Below are 20,798 nucleotides of genomic sequence, written 5' to 3' on the forward strand. Positions count from 1 at the left end.
CAATCTCTTGCTGCCAGCACGGCGGGAACCATTGACTTCCGGTCGCGCGAAACGATGGCATGGGTCTAGCGCCCGCCATCAAGCCCGGTGGCAAGACCTTCGTCGAGCCATCGGGCTTTCTTTTTCTGCGCACTGCGCAGCAGCTTCTCCGGTGTTTGCGGTATTTCTTCCGAAGCGCGGCTGCGGTTGCTGCGCCAACGGGGAGTTGAAGCGTCTTTGCGGCACACTCCGGCGATGGACGTAGCTTCGATCAAACAGAACAAATGGGTGCGGCGTGGGATCGTCGCGTTGCTGTCGTTGTTGGCCTTCTGGGTCATCGCCTGGCTGGCGGTGCCGCCGATCGCCAAGAGCCAGCTCCAGAAGATCGCAAGCGAGAAGCTTGGCCGGCAAGTGACCGTCGGCAAGGTCGACTTCAAGCCCTGGACGCTGGAGCTCACGTTGAACGATCTGCGCATAGCCACCGCCGATGGCAGCAGGTCGCAGTTGGCCGTCCAGCGCATCTATGCCGATGCCGAGCTGCAATCCATCTTCCGCCTCGCACCGGTGATCGACGCCGTGGCCATCGACGCGCCGTCCGTCCTGCTCACGCACCAGGCCGACGGCAAGTACGACATCGACGACATCCTTGCCAGGCTGTCGGCCGGCCCGCCCGCCGACCCGAAGGCCAAGCCGGCGCGCTTCGCGGTCTACAACATAGCGATCAATGGCGGCTCGGTCGACTTCGACGACCAGACCGTCAAGCGCAAGCATGAGCTGCGCGACTTCGTGCTCAAGGTGCCTTTCCTGAGCAACCTCGATTCGAAGCGCGACATCAATACAGAGCCCAAGCTGGCGTTCGTGCTCAACGGCAGCAAGTTCGACTCCGCCGCTCTCACCACCCCCTTCGCCGACAGCCGCAAGACGGACGCGCACGTGCAGTTCAAGGGGCTCGACCTGGTGCCGTACCTCGGCTACATCCCGGGCGGACTGCCGGTGCGCCTGCAGGCGGGCAGCCTCGACGCCGACCTGAAGATCGGCTTCGAGCACGGCGCCACCAACGGACTGAAGATCACCGGCACCGTCGAGGCGCACACCACCAAGGTGGCCGACGCTCGCGGGCGCGACCTGCTGGCCTTCGAGTCGCTCAAGCTCGCGCTGGACGACGTGCGGCCGCTGGAGTCGGTGTTCCACCTGAGCGAGATCGCGCTGGTCAATCCGCAGCTGGCGGTGGCGCGCGACGCCGCCGGCCAGCTCAACCTGCTGGCCACCGACCCCGCCACCGGCGCGACCGAAAAGGCCGCGCCCCTTCCGGCGGCGCCCGCGAACCCGCCAGCCGGCCAGCCGGCCGAGAAGCCGGTGCTGAAGGTGCAGGTCGACAAGTTCGCGCTGAGCGGCGGCCGTATCGGCTGGCGCGACGAAACAGTCAAACCCGCCGCGGCCATCGACGTGACCGAACTCGGATTCGATGTCACCGGCGTCACCTGGCCCATGGACAAGCCGGCCCAGTTCAACGGCAGCACCGCCATTGCCGGCGCCTCGCTCAAGTTCAAGGGCAGCGCCACCGACAAGGTGGCCAACGTGGAAACCGAGGTCGATGCGCTGCCGCTGTCGCTGGCCGCGCCTTATCTGGCGCAGAGCCTGGAGCCCACGCTCGACGGCAAGCTCAGCGGCCAGATCGACATCGCCTGGGCCCAGCCCAACCTCAAGTTCAAGGCCCGCCGCCTGGCCGCGGACGGGCTCGCGCTGACGCAGGCCAAGACCGCGCTGGCCAGCGTCGGGCGCTTCGAGCTGGTCGACGCCGAGGCCGACATGACGAACCACACGCTGAACGTGGCTTCGTTCACCGCCACCAATCCCAAGGTGCGCATCGAGCGCGACAACGAGAAGCGCTGGATGTTCGAGCGCTGGCTCAAGACGCCGGCCGGCGACGGCGCCAAGGAAGCCGAAGCCAAGGTGGCGGCGCCGAAGCCCGCCGCCGCCGAGGCGCCGCAGCCCGGCGCCAACACCAAGCCCTGGGCGCTGACCATCGGCAAGCTGGCCGTCGACAACGGGGCGCTCTCTTATTCAGACAAGGCTTCCGCGACCCCGGTGACGATCGAAGTCACCGCGTTCAAGCTGCTCGCCCAGAAGCTCGCCCCCGAAACGAACGCCACTTCGCCGCTGGAAGTGTCGGGCCGCATCGGCTCCGGGCGCTCCGAGCCGGGGCGCTTCGACTACAGGGGCAACGTCGTGCTCAAGCCGCTGGCGGCCGAGGGGCGGCTCGAGGTGGCGTCGTTCCCGGCGCATGCCTTCAAGGCCTACTACGCCGACGCGCTCAACGTCGACATCCGCCGCGCCTTCGCGAGCTATCGCGGCACCGTGCGCTACGCGGCCACGCCTGCCGGCATGAGCATCAAGCTGGCCGGCGATTCCGCGCTCGACGACTTCCGGGCCAACAGCATTTCTCTCACGCAGTCGCCGGGCTTCGACCGCAACAACAACCAGTTGCTGAGCTGGAAGACGCTGAGCCTGCGCGGCCTGCAAGTCAGCATGGCGCCAAACACGGCCCCGGCGGTCGATGTGCGCGAGACCACGCTGACGGACTTCTTCGCCCGCGTGATCGTCGACCCGACCGGCCGGCTGAACCTGCTGAGCCTTACCAAGAAGGGCGAGGCGGAAGCCAACGCCGCGGCCGCCGCGGCCGGCGAGGCCAGCACCCGCAAGGGGCCGGGCGGAACGACCACCACCACAACGGCGGCCCGGGCGGCGGCGCAGAAGCCCGCAGGTCGCTCGGTATCGGCCGAGGAAATGGTCGGCGGCGCGCCCGAACCCGCCAGGCCGGCGGCAATCGCCGCGGCGCCGGCAGCGTCGGCAGCGGTCGATACGGGCCTGGCGCCGGTCATCAACTTCGGCCCGATGAGCCTGGTGCACGGCAAGATCGACTTCACTGACCTGTTCGTCAAGCCCAACTACTCGGCCGACCTCAGCGAGCTGACCGGCAAGCTCAGTTCGTTCTCGTCCAATCCGCCGAAGGGCGAGGGCGGACGGCCCGCGCTGGCCGACCTCGAACTGCGCGGCAAGGCGCAGCAGACCGCGGCACTGGAAATCACCGGCAAGCTCAATCCGCTGGTCAAGCCGCTCGAACTCGACATCACCGCCAAGATGCGCGACCTCGACCTCGCGCCGCTGTCGCCGTACTCGGTGCGCTACGCCGGCCACGGCATCGAGCGCGGCAAGATGAGCATGGACGTCAACTACAAGGTGGCGGCCGACGGCCAGCTCACGGCCACCAACAAGCTGGTGCTCAACCAGCTGCAGTTCGGCGACGAAGTGGCGGGCGCGCCCGCCAGCCTGCCGGTGAAGCTGGCGGTGGCCCTGCTGGCCGACCGCAACGGCGTGATCGACGTCGACCTGCCGCTGAGCGGCTCGCTCAACGACCCGCAGTTCAGCGTCGGCCCGCTCATCTGGAAGGCGGTGGTCAACCTGATCGTCAAGGCCGTGACCGCGCCGTTCAGTTTGCTGACCGGTGGCCTGGGCGGCGGCAGCGGCGAGTCGAGCGCCATCACCTTCGACGCCGGCAGCTCGGACCTGAGCGCCGCCGCCAAGGAAAGCCTGGACAAGGTCGCGAAGGCCCTGACCGACCGGCCCACGCTGCAGATGACGGTCGCGGGCACCGCCAGCCTCGAAAAGGAGCGCGACGCCTACCAGCGCCAGCGCGTGCGCCAGCTGACCCTGGCGGAGAAGCGCCGCGTCGCGGTGCGCGGCGGCCAGGCCGGCACCGACGTGCCGCCCGTCACCGATGCCGAATACCCCGAGCTGCTGACCGCCGTCTACAAGCGCGCGGACATCACGAAGCCGCGCAATCTCGTCGGCCTTGCCAAGGACCTGCCGCTCAAGGACATGGAAAACCTGCTGTTCGCGAGCGTGCCGGTCGACGAGGAGTCGATGCGGCAGCTGGCGGTCGAGCGCGGCGCGGCCGTGCGCGACTACCTGCTTGCGAAGAGCGTGCCGAGCGAGCGCCTGTTCCTGGGCGCGGTGCGCACCACCGCCAGCGGCGCCGACTGGAAGCCGGGCGCCGAGCTCAGCCTCACCATGAAGTGACGCGGCGCAAGCGCTTCGGGACTTGGTTTTTCTCCACGGCTTGCTATATATGTAGTCCGTCAATCTCCCAGCCAGCAACCCCGGGCTCGCCACGTTTCCAGGGCGGAATTCGGCGGCCGGCCGCAAGTGGGTGAAAATGTCGATGTGCGCCGGCCTTTGCCGGCGCCTTCGCTTTCTCTACTAAGACAACGATTTCGCGCAGTGACCTCTACTTCTTCCAAGCCACACGACATTCAGGCCCTCGACACGCTGACCGGCGGCGCCTTCACCGCGCCGACTTCCGGCGAGCGCGCCGCGCGCATCCGCGACTGGCTCGCTGGCAACCCCGCGCCCGAGCAGATGCAGGAGGTCTTCAAGGAGCTGAGCGGACGCGACAAGGGCGCTGCACGCCTGCTGCGCGAAAAACTCGACGAACTCAAGCGCGCCAAGGGCCAGGAGGCCATCGCCGCCGAATGGGCGCAGAAGGCCGAGGCGCTGCTTGCACAGTCCAAGCTCAACATCGCGGACGCGCTGGCGTGGCAGCGTGACGCCGCCAAGGCCGGCGCACCGCTGTCGCGCGAACCGCTGGCCGGCCTGAAGCTCAAGCTGGCGGAGCGCGTCAAGGGCATCGAAGACCTGCAGCACCGCGCGCAGGTGCACCGCGAAGCCGCAGTGCTGCTGGCCCAGCGCTTCGAAGTGCTGTCGACCAAGGGCTGGCAGGACGCCCAGGCCGCCGAGGAATCGCTGCGCGCCGACGTGGCCCACTGGCAGCAGCAGGCGACCGAAATCACCGGCGATGCCAACTGGACCAGCCTGGACGCCAAGTTCGCGCCGCAACTCGAATCGTCGAAGTCGCAGCTGCTGGTGGTGTCCGATTCCTTCCATAGCGCGTTGGCCCTGGCCATTGCCGCCTCCGCCGACGCAGCGGCGCCGCTGCCGCCGGTGCCCGTGTGGGCCGACGAACTGCGCGCCGCGCGCGGTGAAGTCCTGGCTCCCAAGGTGGCCGCTCCGGCACGCCCTGCCGCGCCCAAGGTCGATCCGGCCGTGCGCGCCGCCGCCCAAGACGCGGTGCAGGCCGCGCTCGCCAAGCTCGAGCAGGAAACCGCCGAAGGCCACGGCAAGGCCAGCGCCGGCGCCGCAGCCGCGCTGCGCGCCGTGCTCAAGGAACACGGAAAGCTGGTCGAGGCGCCGCTCGAAGCCCGCGTGCATGCCGCGCTCGTGGCCGCCGGCGAACTCGAAGGCTGGCAGCGCTGGAGCGCCGACAAGGTCCGCGAAGACCTCGTCGCCAAGGCCGAAGGCCTGCTCAAGCGTCCCGAAGGCCAGGCCCTCGGCGGCCGCAAGATGCAGGAAACGCTGCGCGCCCTGCGCGACCAGTGGAAGCAGGCCGACCAGGGCGGCGTGCCGAACCACGCGCTGTGGAAGCGCTTCGACGAAGCCTGCAACGAGGCCCACAAGGTGGTCGAGGCCTGGCTGGAGAAGGTTCGCGCCGACGCCGCCGAGCACCGCGCCCATCGCGTGGCGCTGATCGAAGAGGTCAAGGCCTGGGCGGCGGAACACGCCGGCGCCACCGATCTGAAGGCCCACAACCGGGCGCTGCACCAGTTCGCCGACCGCTGGCGCGATGCCGGCCATGTGGGCGAGAAGGTGTTCGCCGAGCTGCAGCCGCAATGGAACGAAGCCTTCGGCGCCGCCCGCGCACCGTTCGAGACCGCGCAGAAGGCGAGCGTCGAGCGCCGCCAGGCCATGATCGCCGAGGCGACCGAGCTCGGCGCCCAGCCGATGCTGCGCATCGACGCCGTCAAGGCGCTGCAGCAGCGCTGGCAGGCCGAGGCGCAGAGCGTGCCGCTCGACCGCCGCCACGAACAGAAGCTGTGGGACGCTTTCCGCGCGCCCATCGACGAGGCTTTCAACCGCAAGACGGCCGAGCGCGAAAAGGCGTCGGCCGCCATGAGCGAGCACGACCGCCATGTTCTCGACGCCTCGAAGGCGCTCGATGCCGCCAACGCCGGCGGCGACGTGCAGAAGATCCGCGCCGCCATCGCCCGCCTGGAAGCGGCGCTGCGCGGCGAAGCCCCGCCGCCGGCTCCAAAGGCCGAGCAGGCAGCCGCCGCGAGCGACGGCCCGTCGGTCGGCGCGACCGAGGTCGTGGCTCCGGGCCAGGCCGCCGCCGAATTCGGCGAGAGCGCCGAACAGGCACCCAGCCCGAGCGACGCGGAAGCCTCGCCCGGCACGCACACCGAGGCGCCCGCTGCTTCGGCCGATCTGGTGGCGCCCGCCGATGGCGCCGATGCATCGGCACGCACCGACGCCGCTGCGCAAGCCCCTGCCGCCGCGGCGAAGCCCGCTCCCAAGCCGGTGGTGGCCATGCGCGGCGACGACCGTCCGAGCAGCAAGAAGGCCGAGGCGGCACCCGCCGCTCGCGGTGCCGGCGGCCGCTTCGGTGACCGGCGCGATGCCGGCCGGCCGGGTGCGGGCGGCCCGGGTCGCCCCGGTGGCGACCGCGGCGCGCCGCGTTCCGGTGACCGCGGTGATCGCGGCGCCCCTGGCGGCCGCTTCGGCGACCGTCCGCCGCGTGAAGATCGCGGCCCGCGCCTCGGCGACGCGGCCTTCCGCGCCCAGCGCGAAGCGCTCGAGCGCGCCGACATGGCGCTGCGCAAGCTTGCCGCCCAGGCGCACGGCGAAGCCCTGACGCAGGTGCTCGGCGCCTGGGAGCAGCGCGATGCGGCGCGTCTGCCGAGCGTCCAGGAACTGGGCCGCGCGGTGACGCCGGCGGTGCGCACCGGCTGGTCGCAGGCCATCGGCTCCGCGCCGACCGCTGCCGCCAGCGATGCCGCCGAAGCGCTGTTGCGCCTCGAAATGGCAGCCGAAGTGCCGACGCCCGCCGAGCAGCTCGACGCACGCCGTGCGCTGCAGCTCAAGCTGCTGACGAAGCGCGGCGATCCGGCGCCGGCCCAGACCTGGGGCCAGGATGCCGGCAAGGTGCTGGCCGCCGCGCACGACGCCGCGAGCGCCCGCCGCCTGCAGAATGCGCTGAAGGCACTGCTGCGCAAGTAAGGCCGGCCTTTTCTTTCGGCCATGAAAAAAGACGCCCTCGGGCGTCTTTTTCATTGGGCTGCGAGCCAGACAGGGGGAGGGTCAGACTTTCTCGCCGATCACTGGCGTCTGCACCGCCGCCGCCTGTTCGGCCGCATGGCCGCTGGCGATGCGGCGCCGGAGGAGCAGTCCGCCAATGCCCAGCAGCAGGGCAACGGCGCCGACGATCAGCGTGCCCTTGTCGGTGGCGCTGGATGCGGCTGCCTTGTCCTTGTTTTCCATGATCTTCTGCACATCGGCCAGCGACACCACGGGCTGGCCCTTGAGCTTGACCTCGTAGACGAGGTTGTTGTCCGAGGGATCGACGCGTACGTCGACTGCTTCGTCGATCAGCGGCTCGAGCTTGCTGCGGCCGACCGCGTAGTCCACGCGCCATTTCTCGGTGCTGCCGTCGGCCAGCTTGGCATCGAGCACGAAGTAATGGCGCGTGGTGCTGCCGCCGCGCCGGCGCTTGGTGGTTTCCGTGATTTCGCTGCCGCTGACGATGGTGCCGCTCCTGGCCACCAGGTCTTCGACCGCGGTGCCGTGCGTGTCAGCGTTGGCCTTGAATTGCGCGTAGCCCGCCCACCCCAGAATCCCGATGCCGATCACCAGCGCGAGCCATGCCTTGCCAGTGAGTTGATAGAGCCAATCCCTCATGTTGTTTACCTTTTTTGCGAGTTGATAACCCGTCAATGGTAAAGGCTGGAGCGCTATCAAATAAATAGCAAGCAATCGAGATCAGGCTTGGGATTGGGGCCTTTTAGGCAGAAAGAATTCATCGAAGATCGCGAGCACTTCGGGGAAGTCCCGGCTGAAATTCGGGCGGTTCACGAAATAGGCCTCGCAGGCGACCGCGAAGAACTCGCTGATCGATGTCGCCCCGTAGGCGTCGAGCCAGGGTGGCTCGGCGCCGAAGCGTTCGGCCAGGATGGTTTTTTCGCGGAAGTCTTCGTAGGCGGGCTTCATCACGGCCATCCACGCCGCGCGGGCCTCGCGCGCACTGCGCTTGCCGGCAAAGCCGGCGGGCAGCGGCGGGCAGCCGTTGGCGTCGCCGTTGCGCATGTCGATCTTGTGGGCGAACTCGTGGATCACGACGTTGTAGCCGCGGTCCGAGGTGATGCTGCTCGCGAGCACGTCGTCCCAGCTCAGCATGACGGGGCCGCGGTCCATGGCCTCGCCGGCCACGACTTCGTTGTACTCGTGCACGACCTGCGCGTCGTCGACCACCTTGCGGCGGGCCACGACCTCGGAGCGGTGCACCACGATGCCGACGAAGTCGTCGTACCAGGCCAGGCCGCCCTTGAGATGCAGCACCGGCAGCACGGCCTGCGCGGCGATGGCCAGCGCCACCTCATTGGTGATGCTGAAGTTGCGGGCGCCGTGGAATTCCTTGTCGCGCAGGAACTCGGCGGTGAGGGCGCGCAGCCTTTGCAGGTCGGCGGCGGGGCGATCGGCGAGGAAGGCGTAGCGCATGAGCACCGCCTGCCATGCGGCATCGGGAATCGGGGGCAGGGCGCGCAACCGGCGCAGCCACTTGAACATCGGCGGCGGCGGCGCGGCTAGCGCAGGTCGACGCGCTGGGCGCCGGCGGGGGAAAGACAGAGCAATTGCGCGCGCGGCGGATGCGCGGCTGCGTCCCAGTCGCTCAGCACGATGCGGCGCATGCCTTCGCCCAGGTCGTGGTCGGCGGGGCGGTGCGTGTGGCCGTGCACCAGCGTGTGGGCCTGGGCCTGCCGCAGCCATTGGCGCGCGGCGGCGGTGTCGACGTCGGCCCAGACGACGGAGGGATCGCGCTTGCGGTCTTCGCTCTGCACCCGCATCGAACGCGCGAGCGCACGGCGCTCCTCGAGCGGGCGCGCGAGAAACGCGGCCTGCCACGCGGGCGTGCGCACCTGGGCGCGGAACTTGAGGTAGTCGGTGTCTTCGAGGCAGAGGGCGTCGCCGTGGCTCAGCAGCCATCGCTGGCCATGCAGCACCAGCACCGTGGGGTCGTCGAGCAGCGTGAAGCCGCACCGTGCCGCGAGTGCGGGGCCGATCAGGAAGTCGCGGTTGCCGTGCATGAAGTACACCGGCAGCCGCTGCGCCGTGCGGCGCAGCAGTTCGGCGCATTGCGCCTCGAAGCCGGGCTGGGCGGCGGCATCGTCGCCGACCCATACTTCGAACAGGTCGCCGAGGATGATCAGCGCGTCGGCCGGCGTGGTCTGCAGGTAGCCCTGCCAAGCCTCGAAAGTGGCGGGCTCGCCGGCCTGCAGGTGCAGGTCGGAGATCAGGTCGACAGTGCGCCAGGTGGCGGGCGCCACCAGTTCATTGAACACCGTCATCGCTGCCGCCACCGGGGGCTCGCGATCACTCTGCAGTGACGACGGCCTTCTCGATCACGACGTCTTCGAGCGGCACGTCGTCATGGAAGCCCTTGCGGCCCGTCTTCACGGCCTTGATCTTGTCGACCACTTCGGTGCCGGCAATGACCTTGCCGAACACGGCATAGCCCCAGCCCTGGGCCGAAGGCGCGGTGTGGTTCAGGAAGCCGTTGTCCGACACGTTGATGAAGAACTGGGCCGTGGCCGAGTGGGGCGCGCTGGTGCGGGCCATGGCGACGGTGTAGTTGTCGTTCTTCAGGCCGTTGTTGGCTTCGTTCTCGATCTCGGCGCCGGTGGGCTTTTGCTTCATGCCGGGCTCGAAACCGCCGCCTTGCACCATGAAGCCGGGGATCACGCGGTGGAACACCGTGTTGTCGTAGTGGCCCTTCTTGACGTACGAGACGAAGTTCTCGACCGACTTGGGCGCCTTGGCGGCGTCGAGTTCGAGCGTGATGACGCCGTAGTTCTTGATATGCAGTTCGACTTGTGGGTTGCTCATGAGGGACTCCTTCTTCGGAAAACGGATTACTTCGCCACCACGGTGGCGGACTTGATGGTGACGGGCTCGACCGGCACGTTCTGCATGCCGCCCTTGTTGCCGGTCTGGACGGCGCGGATCTTGTCGACCACGTCGGTGCCAGAGACGACCTTGCCGAACACGGTGTAGCCGTAGCCGTCGGGGCTGGGTGCGTTGAGCGAGTCGTTGTTCTTCACGTTGATGAAGAACTGCGAGGTGGCCGAATCGGGGTTGCCGGTGCGGGCCATGGCAATGGTGTACTTGTCGTTCTTCAGGCCGTTGCCGGCCTCCAGCGGAATGGGCGCACGGGTGGGCTTCTGCTTCAGGTCGGCGGTGAAGCCGCCGCCCTGGATCATGAAGCCGTCGATGACGCGGTGGAACACCGTGCCGTCGTAGTGCTTGTCCTTGACGTACTGCAGGAAGTTCTCCACCGACTTCGGTGCCTTGGCGGCGTCGAGTTCGACCACGATGTCGCCGGCCGAGGTGGCGAGCTTGACGCGCGGGGAGGCGGTCTGAGCATGCCCCGCGGCGGCGAACGTGAGTGCGGCGGCCAGCACCAGGGCGCTGCGGCGGCTGAATCGGGAGAGTGCGTGGATCGTCAAGTGATGCTCCGTGTGCGGATGGGGGAGAGCGGGGGGCGCACGACGAATCGGTCGCCGTCGCGCGGGAGACCTCGCTCGCTTACTTGCTGGTGCGGCCGACCGGCTTGCGGATGACCACCGGCGCCGCAGGCAGCGCGGCGGCCTCGGCTTCGGTCTTGGGCGTGAAGATCTGGCGGATCAGCGCCAGTTTGGGCGCGACGCTCGGGTTGGTGCTGGCGAACTGCTGGGCGCGAACGTATTCCTGGGCCGCGAGGCGGGCGTACACGTCGCCAAGGTTCTCGTGCGCGGTGGCGTAGTTCGGGTTGAGCTTGATGGCCTGTTCGAGCGCCGAGCGCGCCTGGTCGAACTTGCTTTGCGACGCATAGAGCGCGGCGAGGTTGTTGTAGGGCTCGGACAGTTCGGGGAAGTCCTGTGTGAGCTGGGTGAAGGCCGCGATGGCCTCGTCCTGCTTGTTCTGCTCGGTGAGGATCACGCCGCGCAGGAAGCGCATCTGCGGGTCGCGCGGCTTGCCGGCAATGTAGGTGTCGGCCTTGGCGAGCGCTTCGGCCGGCTTGCCCTGGCGCAGCAGCGTGTTCACGTCGTCATACTCATTGGCGTGCGCGGCGCCCCACAGGCTGAACAGCAGGACGAAAGCAAGGGAGAGTCTGGAGAAAGCGGCGTGCTTCATGAAGCCTCGGAGTGGGAAGTGCGGGCTTGGGGAACACCCGGGAGATACTCGGCAGCAGCCGTTTATACTAGGTTGCATTGTAGCCGAGGGGCCATGTCCAACCCCTCGCGACCACAGCCCCCGTCACCCCTGAAAAACATCGTCGTTCGCCCGTGCCGCACGTGCGCGAAGCGACGTTTTCCGAATCTCATGAGTCTGCGCATCTACAACACGCTGTCGCGTGAATTGGAGGAATTCTCCCCCCTGCAACCCGGACAGGTGCGCATGTACGTTTGCGGCATGACGGTCTACGATTTCTGCCACATCGGCCACGCCCGCATGATGATGGCGTTCGACGTGGTGCAGCGCTGGCTGCGCGCCAGCGACTATGCCGTGACCTACGTGCGCAACATCACCGACATCGACGACAAGATCATCGCCCGCTCCGTGCAGCGCGGCATCACCATCCGCCAGCTGACCGACGAAGTGATCGCGGCCATGCACGAGGACATCGGCGCGCTCGGCATCGAGCCGCCCACCATCGAGCCGCGCGCCACCGAGTACGTGCCGCAGATGCTCGGCATCATCCAGAAGCTGGAGCAGAAGGGCCTGGCCTATCGCTCCGAGAACGGCGACGTGAACTACGCGGTGCGCAAGTTCCCGGGCTACGGCAAGCTGTCGGGCAAGTCGCTCGACGAACTGCATGCGGGCGAGCGCGTGGCCGTGCTCGACGGCAAGCAGGACCCGCTCGACTTCGTGCTCTGGAAGGCCGCCAAGCCGACTGAGCCCGCAGACGCCAAATGGGAAAGCGCCTATGGCACCGGCCGGCCGGGCTGGCACATCGAGTGCTCGGCCATGAGCTGCGCGACCTTGGGCGAGACCTTCGACATCCACGGCGGCGGCGCCGACCTGCAGTTTCCGCATCACGAGAACGAGATTGCCCAGAGCGAAGGCGCCAACGGCAAGCCGCTGTCGCGCTTCTGGGTGCACAACGGCTTCGTGCGCGTGGACAACGAGAAGATGTCCAAGAGCCTGGGGAACTTCTTCACCATCCGCGAAGTGCTGCAGAAGTACGACGCCGAGAGCCTGCGCTTCTTCCTGGTGCGCACGCATTACCGCAGCGCGCTCAACTACAGCGACGCGCACCTGGACGACGCCCGCAATTCGCTCAAGCGCCTGTACACCGCGCTCGATCTCGTCGCACCGGCCGAAGTCGCCATCGACTGGACCCAGCCCTATGCCGCGCGCTTCAAGGCGGCCATGGACGAGGACTTCGGCACGCCCGAAGCCATTGCCGTGCTGTTCGAGCTGGCCGGCGAAGTCAACCGCACCAAGTCCGCCGAGACCGCGGGCCTGCTGAAGGCGCTGGCCGGTTCGCTGGGCTTGCTGCAGGGCGATCCGCGGGCGTTCCTGCAGGCCGGCAGCACGCTGGACGACGCGGCCATACAGGCCCGCATCGCCGAGCGTGCCGCTGCCAAGGCGGCGAAGAATTTCGCCGAAGCCGATCGCATTCGCCAGGAACTCCTCGAGCAGGGCATCGTGCTCAAGGACTCGCCCACGGGAACCACCTGGGCGGCCGCGCAGTGAACGGTACGACGAACCCCATGCCCGCCACCAAGAAGTCCAGCGTACAGATCTATACGCCGGACTATTGGGAGGAGGCGTGCAAGCACCTTTCCAAGAAAGACCGCGTCATGAAGCGGTTGATCCCGAAGTTCGGCGACGCCTGCCTGGAGTCGCGCGGCGACGCGTTCACCACGCTGGCGCGCAGCGTGGTCGGCCAGCAGATTTCGGTGAAGGCGGCGCAGACGGTCTGGGACAAGTTCGCGGCGCTGCCCCGCAAGCTGACGCCGGCCAACGTGCTCAAGCTCAAGGTCGACGACATGCGCGGTGCGGGCCTCTCGGCACGCAAGATCGAGTACTTGGTCGACCTGGCCCTGCACTTCGATTCGGGCCTGGTGCACGTCGATTCGTGGAAAGACATGTCGGACGAGCTCATCATCGAGGAGCTCGTGGCCATCCGAGGCATCGGCCGCTGGACCGCCGAGATGTTCCTCATCTTCCACCTGATGCGCCCGAACGTGCTGCCTGTGGACGACCTGGGGCTGCTCAACGGCATCAGCGTCAATTATTTTTCGGGCGATCCGGTCAGCCGCAGCGATGCCCGCGACGTGGCCGTGGCCTGGGCCCCGTATTGCAGCGTGGCGACTTGGTATATTTGGCGATCACTGGACCCGGTTCCAGTCGCATATTGAACACAGGAGAAGACGTTGGCGAAACGAACCTTCCTCGACTTCGAGCAGCCCATTGCTGAACTCGAAACAAAGATCGAAGAATTGCGCTATGTGCAGACCGAATCGGCGGTCGACATTTCTGAAGAAATCGATCAGCTCGGCAAGAAAAGCCAGCAGCTCACCAAGGACATCTACAGCGACCTGACGCCCTGGCAGATCACCAAGATCGCCCGGCATCCGGAGCGCCCCTATACGCTCGACTACGTCAACGAAATCTTCACCGATTTCGTGGAGCTCCATGGCGACCGGCACTTTGCGGACGACCTGTCGATCGTGGGCGGCCTGGCGCGCTTCAACGGCGTGCCGTGCATGGTGCTCGGCCACCAGAAGGGCCGAGACACCAAGGAGCGCACCGCGCGCAACTTCGGCATGAGCAAGCCCGAGGGCTACCGGAAGGCCCTGCGCCTCATGAAGACGGCAGAGAAGTTCAAGCTGCCCGTGTTCACCTTCGTGGACACGCCCGGCGCCTACCCCGGCATTGACGCGGAGGAGCGCGGGCAGTCGGAAGCCATCGGCCGCAACATCTTCGAGATGGCGCAGCTCGAGGTGCCGATCATCGTCACCATCATCGGCGAGGGCGGCTCCGGCGGCGCGCTGGCCATTTCGGTCGGCGACCAGCTGGTGATGCTGCAGTATTCCATCTACTCGGTGATCAGCCCCGAGGGGTGCGCTTCCATCCTGTGGAAGACCAGCGACAAGGCGCAGGAAGCGGCCGATGCACTGGGCATCACCGCGCACCGCCTCAAGGCGCTGGGGCTGGTCGACAAGATCGTGAACGAGCCCGTCGGCGGTGCGCACCGCGACCATCGCCAGATGGCCGCGTTCCTCAAGCGCGCGCTCAACGACGCCTTCCGCCAGGTCAGCGACCTGAAGCCGAAGGAACTGCTGGAGCGCCGCTACGAGCGCCTGCAGAGCTACGGCCGTTTCAACGACACCAAGGCCGACAACGGCAGGTAACGCAGCCTCCGCCATGGACTCCGCTTTCGAACGCGCCATGGCCGCGTTCGAGCCGGCGCATTGGCCGCTGGCGGTGGGTTTCAGCGGCGGTGCCGACTCCACGGCCCTGCTGGCCGCCTGCGCGACGCGCCGGCCGGGCGAGGTTGTTGCCTTCCACGTGCATCACGGGCTGCAGGCCGCGGCCGACGACTTCGAACGGCATTGCCGGAACGTCTGCGAGCGTCTGGCCGTGCCGCTGCGCGTGCATCGCGTCGATGCGCGGCATGCGCGCGGAGACAGCCCGGAGGATGCCGCCCGCCGTGCCCGCTACAGCGCGTTTGCCGAGATGGTGCGCATGGACGGGAGCTCGCCGGCTATCCAATCGATAGCGCTGGGCCACCATGCCGATGACCAGATCGAAACCCTGCTGCTGGCGCTTTCGCGCGGTGCGGGTCTTCCGGGGCTGGCCGCGATGCCGGCGCGCGCGCAGCGGGGCGGGCTGGAAATCCATCGCCCTCTGCTGGCCGTGGCAGGTGCTGACATCCGTGAATGGCTGGCCGGGCGCGGCCTGCCGTGGATCGAAGACCCGACCAACGGCGACGCGCGCTACACCCGCAACCGGATTCGCGCCGTGGTGCTCCCGGCGCTGGCGCAGGCTTTTCCGCAGTTTCGCGCCACCTTCGCCCGCAGCATCGGCCATGCCGCCCAGGCCCAGGAACTGCTGGACGAGCTCGCAGCGCAAGACATGGAGACGGTGGGCAACCCGCCGCGCATCGCGACGCTGCAGACTTTGTCGCATGCCCGGCAGGCCAATGTGCTGCGCCACTGGCTGATGCAGGCCCACGGCGGCGCCCCCAGTGCGGCGCAGCTCGACCAGCTGCTCAGCCAGGTCCGCGCCTGCACCACGCGCGGCCACCGGATCCACCTCAAGGTGGCCGCGGGATTCATCGAGCGGAAGGGCGATTTCCTGCATTGGTACAATGCCCCGCCCTCGCCGAAGACTTTGCTCTGACAGCTTGCAGGGCGCCGCCTTTCAAGCGGCCCTTTTCTTTTCTCTGATTTCACCCATGGCATTGATCGTTCACAAATACGGCGGTACGTCGATGGGCTCGACCGAGCGCATCAAGAATGTCGCCAAGCGCGTCGCCAAGTGGGCGCGCGCAGGCCACCAGATGATCGTGGTTCCGAGTGCCATGAGCGGCGAGACCAACCGCCTGCTCGGCCTGGCCAAGGAGCTGGCGCCCAGCAAGCCCGGCGTGGCGCACAACCGCGAGCTCGACATGCTGGCCTCGACCGGCGAGCAGGCGTCGTCGGCGCTGCTGGCCATCGCGCTGCAGGCAGAGGGCGTCGAGTCGGTCAGCTACGCCGGCTGGCAGGTTTCGGTGCGCACCGACAACTCCTACACCAAGGCCCGCATCGAAAGCATCGACGATGCGCGCGTCATGGCCGACCTGAACGCGGGCAGGGTGGTGGTCATCACCGGCTTCCAGGGCGTGGACGACGACGGCAACATCACCACGCTCGGCCGTGGCGGCAGCGACACCTCTGCCGTGGCCATTGCCGCGGCCATGAAGGCGAACGAATGCCTGATCTACACCGACGTCGACGGCGTCTACACGACCGACCCGCGCGTCGAGCCCGACGCGCGCCGCCTGACGACCGTGAGCTTCGAGGAAATGCTCGAAATGGCGAGCCTGGGCTCCAAGGTCCTGCAAATCCGCTCGGTGGAATTCGCCGGCAAGTACAAGGTGCCGCTGCGTGTGCTTTCGAGCTTCACGCCGTGGGACATCGACATCAATGAAGAGGCCAAGTCCGGCACGCTGATCACTTTCGAGGAAGACGAAAACATGGAACAAGCCGTCGTATCCGGCATCGCATTCAACCGCGACGAAGCCAAGATCTCGGTGCTCGGCGTGCCCGACAAGCCCGGCATCGCGTATCACATCCTCGGTGCCGTGGCAGACGCCAACATCGAAGTCGACGTGATCATCCAGAACCTGAGCAAGGACGGCAAGACCGACTTCAGCTTCACCGTGCATCGCAACGAATACGCGAAGACGGTCGACCTGCTGCAGTCGAAGGTCATGCCTTCGCTGGGTGCGACCGAGATCGTCGGCGACACCAAGATCTGCAAGGTCAGCATCGTGGGCATCGGCATGCGCAGCCACGTGGGCGTCGCCAGCAAGATGTTCCGCGTGCTGAGCGAAGAGGGCATCAACATCCAGATGATCTCGACCAGCGAAATCAAGACCTCGGTCGTGATCGACGAAAAATACATGGAACTTGCGGTGCGCGCACTGCATAAAGCGTTCGATCTGGATCAACCGAGCGCCTAAGTAATGGCATAATCGTGGCTTCTTTCAGGAACTGTGACCGAGTGGCCGAAGGTGCTCCCCTGCTAAGGGAGTATGGGGTGTAGAGCCTCATCGAGGGTTCGAATCCCTCCGGTTCCGCCAATCAAGCCCAGTAGCTTTCAAGCTGCTGGGCTTTTTTGTTTTTGCGTCCGCGAGTCCTCGGCCGAACATTCAAAAAATTCGATGGCAGACGGCAAAAGGTTTCGCCGACGGCGCAGGCGCGAAGCCCGAAGATTCATTCCATGCCGAAGAAACTTCATCCCTCACCCATCATGAGTTCAACCGAATTCACGGGCTGTGCGGTTGTCGGCATCGGTTCTTTTCTTTCTTCCCTTCACGCCACCTCGACCCAAAGGACACAACCATGACCACACTCACCCTGCGCGACGGCACCGAGCTCTACTACAAGGACTGGGGCTCGGGCCAGCCCATTCTCTTCAGCCATGGCTGGCCTCTCAGCGCCGACATGTGGGACGCCCAGATGCTGTTCTTCGCGGAACGCGGCTACCGCGCCATCGCGTTCGACCGCCGCGGCTTCGGCCGTTCGAGCCAGCCGTGGACGGGCTACGACTACGACACCTTCGCCGACGACATCGCCGAGCTGATCGAGAAGCTGGACCTGAAGGACGTGATCCTCGCGGGCTTCTCCATGGGCGGCGGCGACGTCACGCGCTACATCGCACGCAAGGGCTCGTCGCGCATCGCCAAGCTGGCGCTCATCAGCGCCGTGACGCCGCTGTTCATGAAGACGGCCGACCACCCCGTGGGCCCCGACGCCTCGCTTTTCGCTGGCATCCGCGCCGGTCTGGCGGCCGATCGCCCGCAGTTCCTCGACGACTTCAGCACGGTCTTCTACGGCACCAACCGCCCCGGCGCCAAGGTGTCGCAGGGCGTGTTCAAGCAGACGCTGCAGATCGCGCTGCAAGCCTCGCTCAAGGCCACCATCGACTGCGTGACCGCGTTCTCGGAAACCGACTTCCGCCCCGACATGGCGAAGATCGACGTGCCCACGCTGGTGATCCACGGCGACGACGACCAGGTCGTGCCCTTCGAGGCCACGGGCAAGCTCGCGGCCGAGATGATCAAGGACAGCCAGCTCAAGGTCTATGCCGGCGCGCCGCACGCCACCTGCAACACGCACGCCGACCAGGTGAACGCCGACCTGCTGGCGTTCGTCAAGGGCTGAGCCGGCGCCCTCCGCCCCGCATCGAGATTTCCCATGACCCTTTCCAGCACGGTTCACGACAACCCCGCGAAGCATCGATTCGAATACGAATCGCAGGGGGAGCGCGCGGTGGCCATCTACTCGCTCGAGGGCGACGTCATTACCTTCATCCACACGCTGGTGCCTGAAGCGCTGCAGGGCCAGGGCATCGCGAAGCAACTGGTGCTGGCAGGGTTGGCATCGGCGCGCGAACGCGGGCTGCGCGTGATTGCGCAGTGCCCGGTGTTCGCCGCGTACATGCGGTCGCACCCGGAAACGCACGACCTGCTGGCCGAAGAGGGGCGCAGTCTGCTCGGGCTCTGACGGGCCTGCCAAGGCCGGCTTACGCGGTCTTCGGCGACGACATCAGCTCCCGGCCGTCGCAGGCCGCTGCAGTTCCTCAGGCCGCAACGGCCTCGCGCGCCAGCGGCAGCCACAGCATGAAGCGCGTGCCCGTCGGGCGCGATTCCCAGCTGATGGTGCCCTGGATCGACCGCGCCCGCCGCCGCTGGTTCTGCAGACCCCGGCCGGAAGGCGAGGACAGCACCTTGTCGACGTCGAAACCCTGCCCGTTGTCTTCGATCGTCACGCGAACGCCGGCACCGTCCAGCGCGGTCTCGACACGGATTTCGGTCGCGCGGGTGTGGCGAAGGATGTTCGAGATGCTCTCCTGCACGATGCGCAGTATGTGCAGCGCGCTCGACGGGTCGAGCCATTCAAGGGCGGGCAGCTCCTGCACTTCCCAGCGCAGCGACACGCCGGTGCCTTCGAGCCGCGGCTCCAGGCGGTAGCGCAGGGTGGCGAGCAGCAGCAGCAGGTCGGCTTCCACCGGCTCCAGCGAATCGAGCGTGAGCTTCAGGTCGTCGAGGCAGCTCTTGAGGATCTGCGAGATCTTTTCGTCGCTCATGCCGCCACCCTCGACCGAGCGGATCGCGCTGATCAACGAGGAGCCCAGGCCGTCGTGCATGTCCTGCATCAGGCGCTGGCGCTCGTCGCTGATGGTGCGCAGGCGCTCGACGTCTCGCAGCCGCTGGTGGCTCAGCTCCAGGTCGGCCTCGCGCTTGCGCAGCCGCTCGGCAAGGCTGTCGTTCAGTTGCTCCACGGCGCCGATGGCATACACGTAGCGCCGGTACATCAGCACGCCGAACACGCTGAAGGTCACGGCGTTGGTGTAGGCGCCCAGGTACCAGCCCTCGGGGCTGATGAAATTGTTCTGCAGCAGCCAGTCGGTGATGCCCAGCAGCACGCAGATGCCGATGCCTGCAGCCACCAGCCGGCCCTCGGTGGAGCGGCGCCACGCGCTGACGCCGCCGACCAGGCACACGGCCGCGCCCATGAGGGCCGCCACGGCATAGATCAGCGGCGTCACGCGCGGGGTGTTCTGCACCAGGTTCAGCCCCGGCATGGTCAGCACGCCGACCGCGGTGGTGGCCAGCACCACGGCCCAGGTCAGCCACCTGAGCGGGCGCTGGTGCAGCTGCCGCAGGAAGAAATGCACCACCAGCACCAGCCAGAACAGCGAATTGACGGTCAGCCACGCGAACCAGTCGTTGGCGATCGGCTGGCCCACGTAGAAATGCAGGCCGCGCATGAAGGAGGTGGCCGACAGGTTAAAGAACAGCAGGTAGCCGGTTTCGCCGGGGCGCCTGAACCAGACGAAGAGCGCGAAGACGCCCACGGCCAGGAAGGAGGCGCTGAGCATCGCCGGCAGCTCCTGCTGCAGCCACTGGCGCAGGCCGTGGCGGCCCCGCAGCGTTTCGACGGGGCCGAGCCACAGCGAGGACACCGCCACCTGCGTGTTGCGCGAGTGCTCCAGGCGGATGAGGATCTCCTGCGGCGGCGTACTGGCGGGGCCGCGGTCCAGCTCGACCCACAGCGGCGTGCGCGTGCTGTTCCACAGCGGGCCCAGTTGTTGGGCGCGGTGCACCAGGCGGCCGTCGGCGTAGACGGCAATGGTGCCGTCGGTCTTGATGCGGGCGCCGTACAGCGCCAAGGGGCCGTTGGAGGAAGGCAGGTGGCGCGTGGAGACTCGCAGCCAGGTGATGCGCGTCGGGCGGGCCGCGCTGGGCGTGCCGACGGTGGCGTCGCCATCGGCCTGGCGCAGCAGCGCGATGGGCAGGGCCAGCGGCAGCCGGATCGGGTTCCAGGCATCCGGCAGGTCGCTTGCCTGCTGCCGCGGGGGCGGCGTGCTGAAGCCCGAGGTGTCCTCGACCTGCCAGTCGGCGCGCTCCAGGTGAAGCGCGGCCCTGGACTGCTGCAGGCCGGACATCCCGCCGAAGAAGGCGCCGATGACGGCCAGCAGCGTCATCGACAGCACGAGTACCACGTTGGCGAAGAAAGGCGCGGGACGGGAGTTCAAGGCAGGGCGTTCAGGTGGGGCGTCCAAATCCGACGCGCCGCGTATGTAACCCATTCTCGCTCTTTGTTACCAATCTTGAGAAAGGCCCGGCGGTTTCAGCGAGGCGCAGGCTGGGACAGCACCCATTGGGCCAGCGCCCGTGCATCGTTTTCCGTCACGTGGGCCTGCCGCGGCATGATGACGCGGCCCCAGGTGCCGACGCTGCCATCGCGGATCTTGCCGGCCAGCCGGGCGGGTGCGTCGGCATCGTTGCGGTAGCGCTCGGCAATCTGTGCGAAACCCGGGCCCACCTGCTTGTGGACCAGCCCGTGGCACGACAGGCAGCCGTTCTTGCGGGCCAGGTCGGCGGGCGGCGTCTGGGCCGTGGCGGTGATCGCCGCAAGCATGAGCCAGGCGGGAAGGAGATGCATGGA

Annotated in this window: 18 protein-coding genes and 1 tRNA gene; 10 read left to right on the forward strand and 9 right to left on the reverse strand. The window is 67.4% G+C overall.

Going from position 1 to position 20,798, the window contains the following annotated elements:
- Positions 1-65: 65 nt before the first annotated feature.
- Entirely contained in the window at positions 66-317 is a 252-nt protein-coding gene (locus tag WIX39_RS15170; protein WP_199851997.1) for a hypothetical protein, read from the reverse strand.
- Between WIX39_RS15170 and WIX39_RS15175 the strand changes: the two genes are divergently transcribed.
- Together WIX39_RS15175 and WIX39_RS15180 are read left to right on the forward strand one after the other, a co-directional pair.
- Complete coding sequence (locus tag WIX39_RS15175; RefSeq protein ID WP_106934829.1) at positions 235-4,059, forward strand: DUF748 domain-containing protein; 3,825 nt, start codon at positions 235-237, stop codon at positions 4,057-4,059. The genes WIX39_RS15170 and WIX39_RS15175 overlap by 83 nt on opposite strands.
- A 201-nt stretch (positions 4,060-4,260) precedes the next feature.
- Positions 4,261-7,092 (forward strand): DUF349 domain-containing protein, encoded by a 2,832-nt coding sequence (locus WIX39_RS15180; RefSeq protein WP_106934828.1) that lies wholly within the window; start codon positions 4,261-4,263, stop codon positions 7,090-7,092.
- An 81-nt stretch (positions 7,093-7,173) separates the two neighbouring features.
- On the opposite strand, the gene WIX39_RS15185 is transcribed toward WIX39_RS15180, so the two are convergent.
- From WIX39_RS15185 to WIX39_RS15210, 6 genes are all read right to left on the reverse strand, one after another.
- A complete protein-coding gene (locus WIX39_RS15185) occupies positions 7,174-7,770 on the reverse strand; it encodes a hypothetical protein (protein ID WP_106934827.1) in 597 nt (198 codons plus the stop codon).
- A gap of 81 nt (positions 7,771-7,851) precedes the next feature.
- Positions 7,852-8,655: a zinc-dependent peptidase gene (locus WIX39_RS15190; protein ID WP_106934826.1), complete on the reverse strand. Its 804-nt coding sequence runs from the start codon at positions 8,653-8,655 to the stop codon at positions 7,852-7,854.
- A 17-nt stretch (positions 8,656-8,672) separates the two neighbouring features.
- Positions 8,673-9,434, reverse strand: a complete 762-nt coding sequence (locus tag WIX39_RS15195; protein WP_106934825.1) for a UDP-2,3-diacylglucosamine diphosphatase — start codon at positions 9,432-9,434, stop codon at positions 8,673-8,675.
- 25 nt (positions 9,435-9,459) lie between these two features.
- The gene (locus WIX39_RS15200) at positions 9,460-9,972 is read right to left on the reverse strand and encodes a peptidylprolyl isomerase (RefSeq protein ID WP_081270927.1); all 513 of its coding nucleotides are present in this window, start codon (positions 9,970-9,972) and stop codon (positions 9,460-9,462) included.
- A gap of 26 nt (positions 9,973-9,998) precedes the next feature.
- The gene (locus tag WIX39_RS15205) at positions 9,999-10,592 is read right to left on the reverse strand and encodes a peptidylprolyl isomerase (RefSeq protein WP_106934824.1); all 594 of its coding nucleotides are present in this window, start codon (positions 10,590-10,592) and stop codon (positions 9,999-10,001) included.
- A 79-nt stretch (positions 10,593-10,671) separates the two neighbouring features.
- Complete coding sequence (locus WIX39_RS15210) at positions 10,672-11,259, reverse strand: tetratricopeptide repeat protein (protein WP_081270925.1); 588 nt, start codon at positions 11,257-11,259, stop codon at positions 10,672-10,674.
- A 189-nt stretch (positions 11,260-11,448) separates the two neighbouring features.
- On the opposite strand from WIX39_RS15210, the gene cysS reads away from it, so the two are divergent.
- The 8 genes from cysS (at position 11,449) to WIX39_RS15250 (ending at position 18,350) form a co-directional block, all read left to right on the forward strand.
- A complete protein-coding gene (gene cysS, locus WIX39_RS15215) occupies positions 11,449-12,825 on the forward strand; it encodes a cysteine--tRNA ligase (RefSeq protein ID WP_081270924.1) in 1,377 nt (458 codons plus the stop codon).
- 17 nt (positions 12,826-12,842) lie between these two features.
- Positions 12,843-13,493: a DNA-3-methyladenine glycosylase family protein gene (locus WIX39_RS15220; RefSeq protein WP_106934823.1), complete on the forward strand. Its 651-nt coding sequence runs from the start codon at positions 12,843-12,845 to the stop codon at positions 13,491-13,493.
- 15 nt (positions 13,494-13,508) lie between these two features.
- Complete coding sequence (locus WIX39_RS15225) at positions 13,509-14,489, forward strand: acetyl-CoA carboxylase carboxyltransferase subunit alpha (protein ID WP_081270922.1); 981 nt, start codon at positions 13,509-13,511, stop codon at positions 14,487-14,489.
- 13 nt (positions 14,490-14,502) lie between these two features.
- Complete coding sequence (tilS, locus tag WIX39_RS15230) at positions 14,503-15,480, forward strand: tRNA lysidine(34) synthetase TilS (protein WP_106934822.1); 978 nt, start codon at positions 14,503-14,505, stop codon at positions 15,478-15,480.
- Positions 15,481-15,535: 55 nt separating this feature from the next.
- A complete protein-coding gene (locus tag WIX39_RS15235) occupies positions 15,536-16,804 on the forward strand; it encodes an aspartate kinase (RefSeq protein ID WP_081270920.1) in 1,269 nt (422 codons plus the stop codon).
- Positions 16,805-16,831: 27 nt separating this feature from the next.
- Positions 16,832-16,924: transfer RNA gene (locus tag WIX39_RS15240), tRNA-Ser, on the forward strand.
- Positions 16,925-17,186: 262 nt separating this feature from the next.
- Positions 17,187-18,008 (forward strand): alpha/beta fold hydrolase, encoded by an 822-nt coding sequence (locus WIX39_RS15245; protein WP_106934821.1) that lies wholly within the window; start codon positions 17,187-17,189, stop codon positions 18,006-18,008.
- Between the two features lie 33 nt (positions 18,009-18,041).
- Positions 18,042-18,350 carry a GNAT family N-acetyltransferase gene (locus tag WIX39_RS15250; protein WP_106934820.1) on the forward strand — a complete coding sequence of 103 codons (309 nt, stop codon included), beginning with the start codon at positions 18,042-18,044 and terminating at the stop codon, positions 18,348-18,350.
- A gap of 76 nt (positions 18,351-18,426) precedes the next feature.
- Here WIX39_RS15250 and WIX39_RS15255 read toward each other — a convergent pair whose 3' ends face one another.
- A complete protein-coding gene (locus tag WIX39_RS15255; protein ID WP_106937476.1) occupies positions 18,427-20,334 on the reverse strand; it encodes a sensor histidine kinase in 1,908 nt (635 codons plus the stop codon).
- Between the two features lie 146 nt (positions 20,335-20,480).
- Positions 20,481-20,795, reverse strand: a complete 315-nt coding sequence (locus WIX39_RS15260; protein WP_081270917.1) for a c-type cytochrome — start codon at positions 20,793-20,795, stop codon at positions 20,481-20,483.
- Positions 20,796-20,798 lie beyond the last annotated feature (3 nt).

The sequence above is a fragment of the Variovorax sp. AB1(2024) genome, assembly GCF_037482385.2.
Lineage (GTDB): Bacteria > Pseudomonadota > Gammaproteobacteria > Burkholderiales > Burkholderiaceae_C > Variovorax.

What these genes read in the sequence shown, in the direction of transcription:
- WIX39_RS15235 (WP_081270920.1), top strand. Translation starts at nt 15,536, where the DNA reads ATGGCATTGATCGTTCACAAATACGGCGGTACGTCGATGGGCTCGACC.
- WIX39_RS15220 (WP_106934823.1), top strand. Translation starts at nt 12,843, where the DNA reads ATGCCCGCCACCAAGAAGTCCAGCGTACAGATCTATACGCCGGACTAT.
- WIX39_RS15200 (WP_081270927.1), bottom strand. Translation starts at nt 9,972, where the DNA reads ATGAGCAACCCACAAGTCGAACTGCATATCAAGAACTACGGCGTCATC.
- WIX39_RS15175 (WP_106934829.1), top strand. Translation starts at nt 235, where the DNA reads ATGGACGTAGCTTCGATCAAACAGAACAAATGGGTGCGGCGTGGGATC.
- WIX39_RS15195 (WP_106934825.1), bottom strand. Translation starts at nt 9,434, where the DNA reads ATGACGGTGTTCAATGAACTGGTGGCGCCCGCCACCTGGCGCACTGTC.
- WIX39_RS15170 (WP_199851997.1), bottom strand. Translation starts at nt 317, where the DNA reads ATGACCCAGAAGGCCAACAACGACAGCAACGCGACGATCCCACGCCGC.
- WIX39_RS15210 (WP_081270925.1), bottom strand. Translation starts at nt 11,259, where the DNA reads ATGAAGCACGCCGCTTTCTCCAGACTCTCCCTTGCTTTCGTCCTGCTG.
- WIX39_RS15255 (WP_106937476.1), bottom strand. Translation starts at nt 20,334, where the DNA reads ATGACGCTGCTGGCCGTCATCGGCGCCTTCTTCGGCGGGATGTCCGGC.
- tilS (WP_106934822.1), top strand. Translation starts at nt 14,503, where the DNA reads ATGGACTCCGCTTTCGAACGCGCCATGGCCGCGTTCGAGCCGGCGCAT.
- WIX39_RS15260 (WP_081270917.1), bottom strand. Translation starts at nt 20,795, where the DNA reads ATGCATCTCCTTCCCGCCTGGCTCATGCTTGCGGCGATCACCGCCACG.
- WIX39_RS15190 (WP_106934826.1), bottom strand. Translation starts at nt 8,655, where the DNA reads ATGTTCAAGTGGCTGCGCCGGTTGCGCGCCCTGCCCCCGATTCCCGAT.
- WIX39_RS15245 (WP_106934821.1), top strand. Translation starts at nt 17,187, where the DNA reads ATGACCACACTCACCCTGCGCGACGGCACCGAGCTCTACTACAAGGAC.
- cysS (WP_081270924.1), top strand. Translation starts at nt 11,449, where the DNA reads ATGAGTCTGCGCATCTACAACACGCTGTCGCGTGAATTGGAGGAATTC.
- WIX39_RS15250 (WP_106934820.1), top strand. Translation starts at nt 18,042, where the DNA reads ATGACCCTTTCCAGCACGGTTCACGACAACCCCGCGAAGCATCGATTC.
- WIX39_RS15185 (WP_106934827.1), bottom strand. Translation starts at nt 7,770, where the DNA reads ATGAGGGATTGGCTCTATCAACTCACTGGCAAGGCATGGCTCGCGCTG.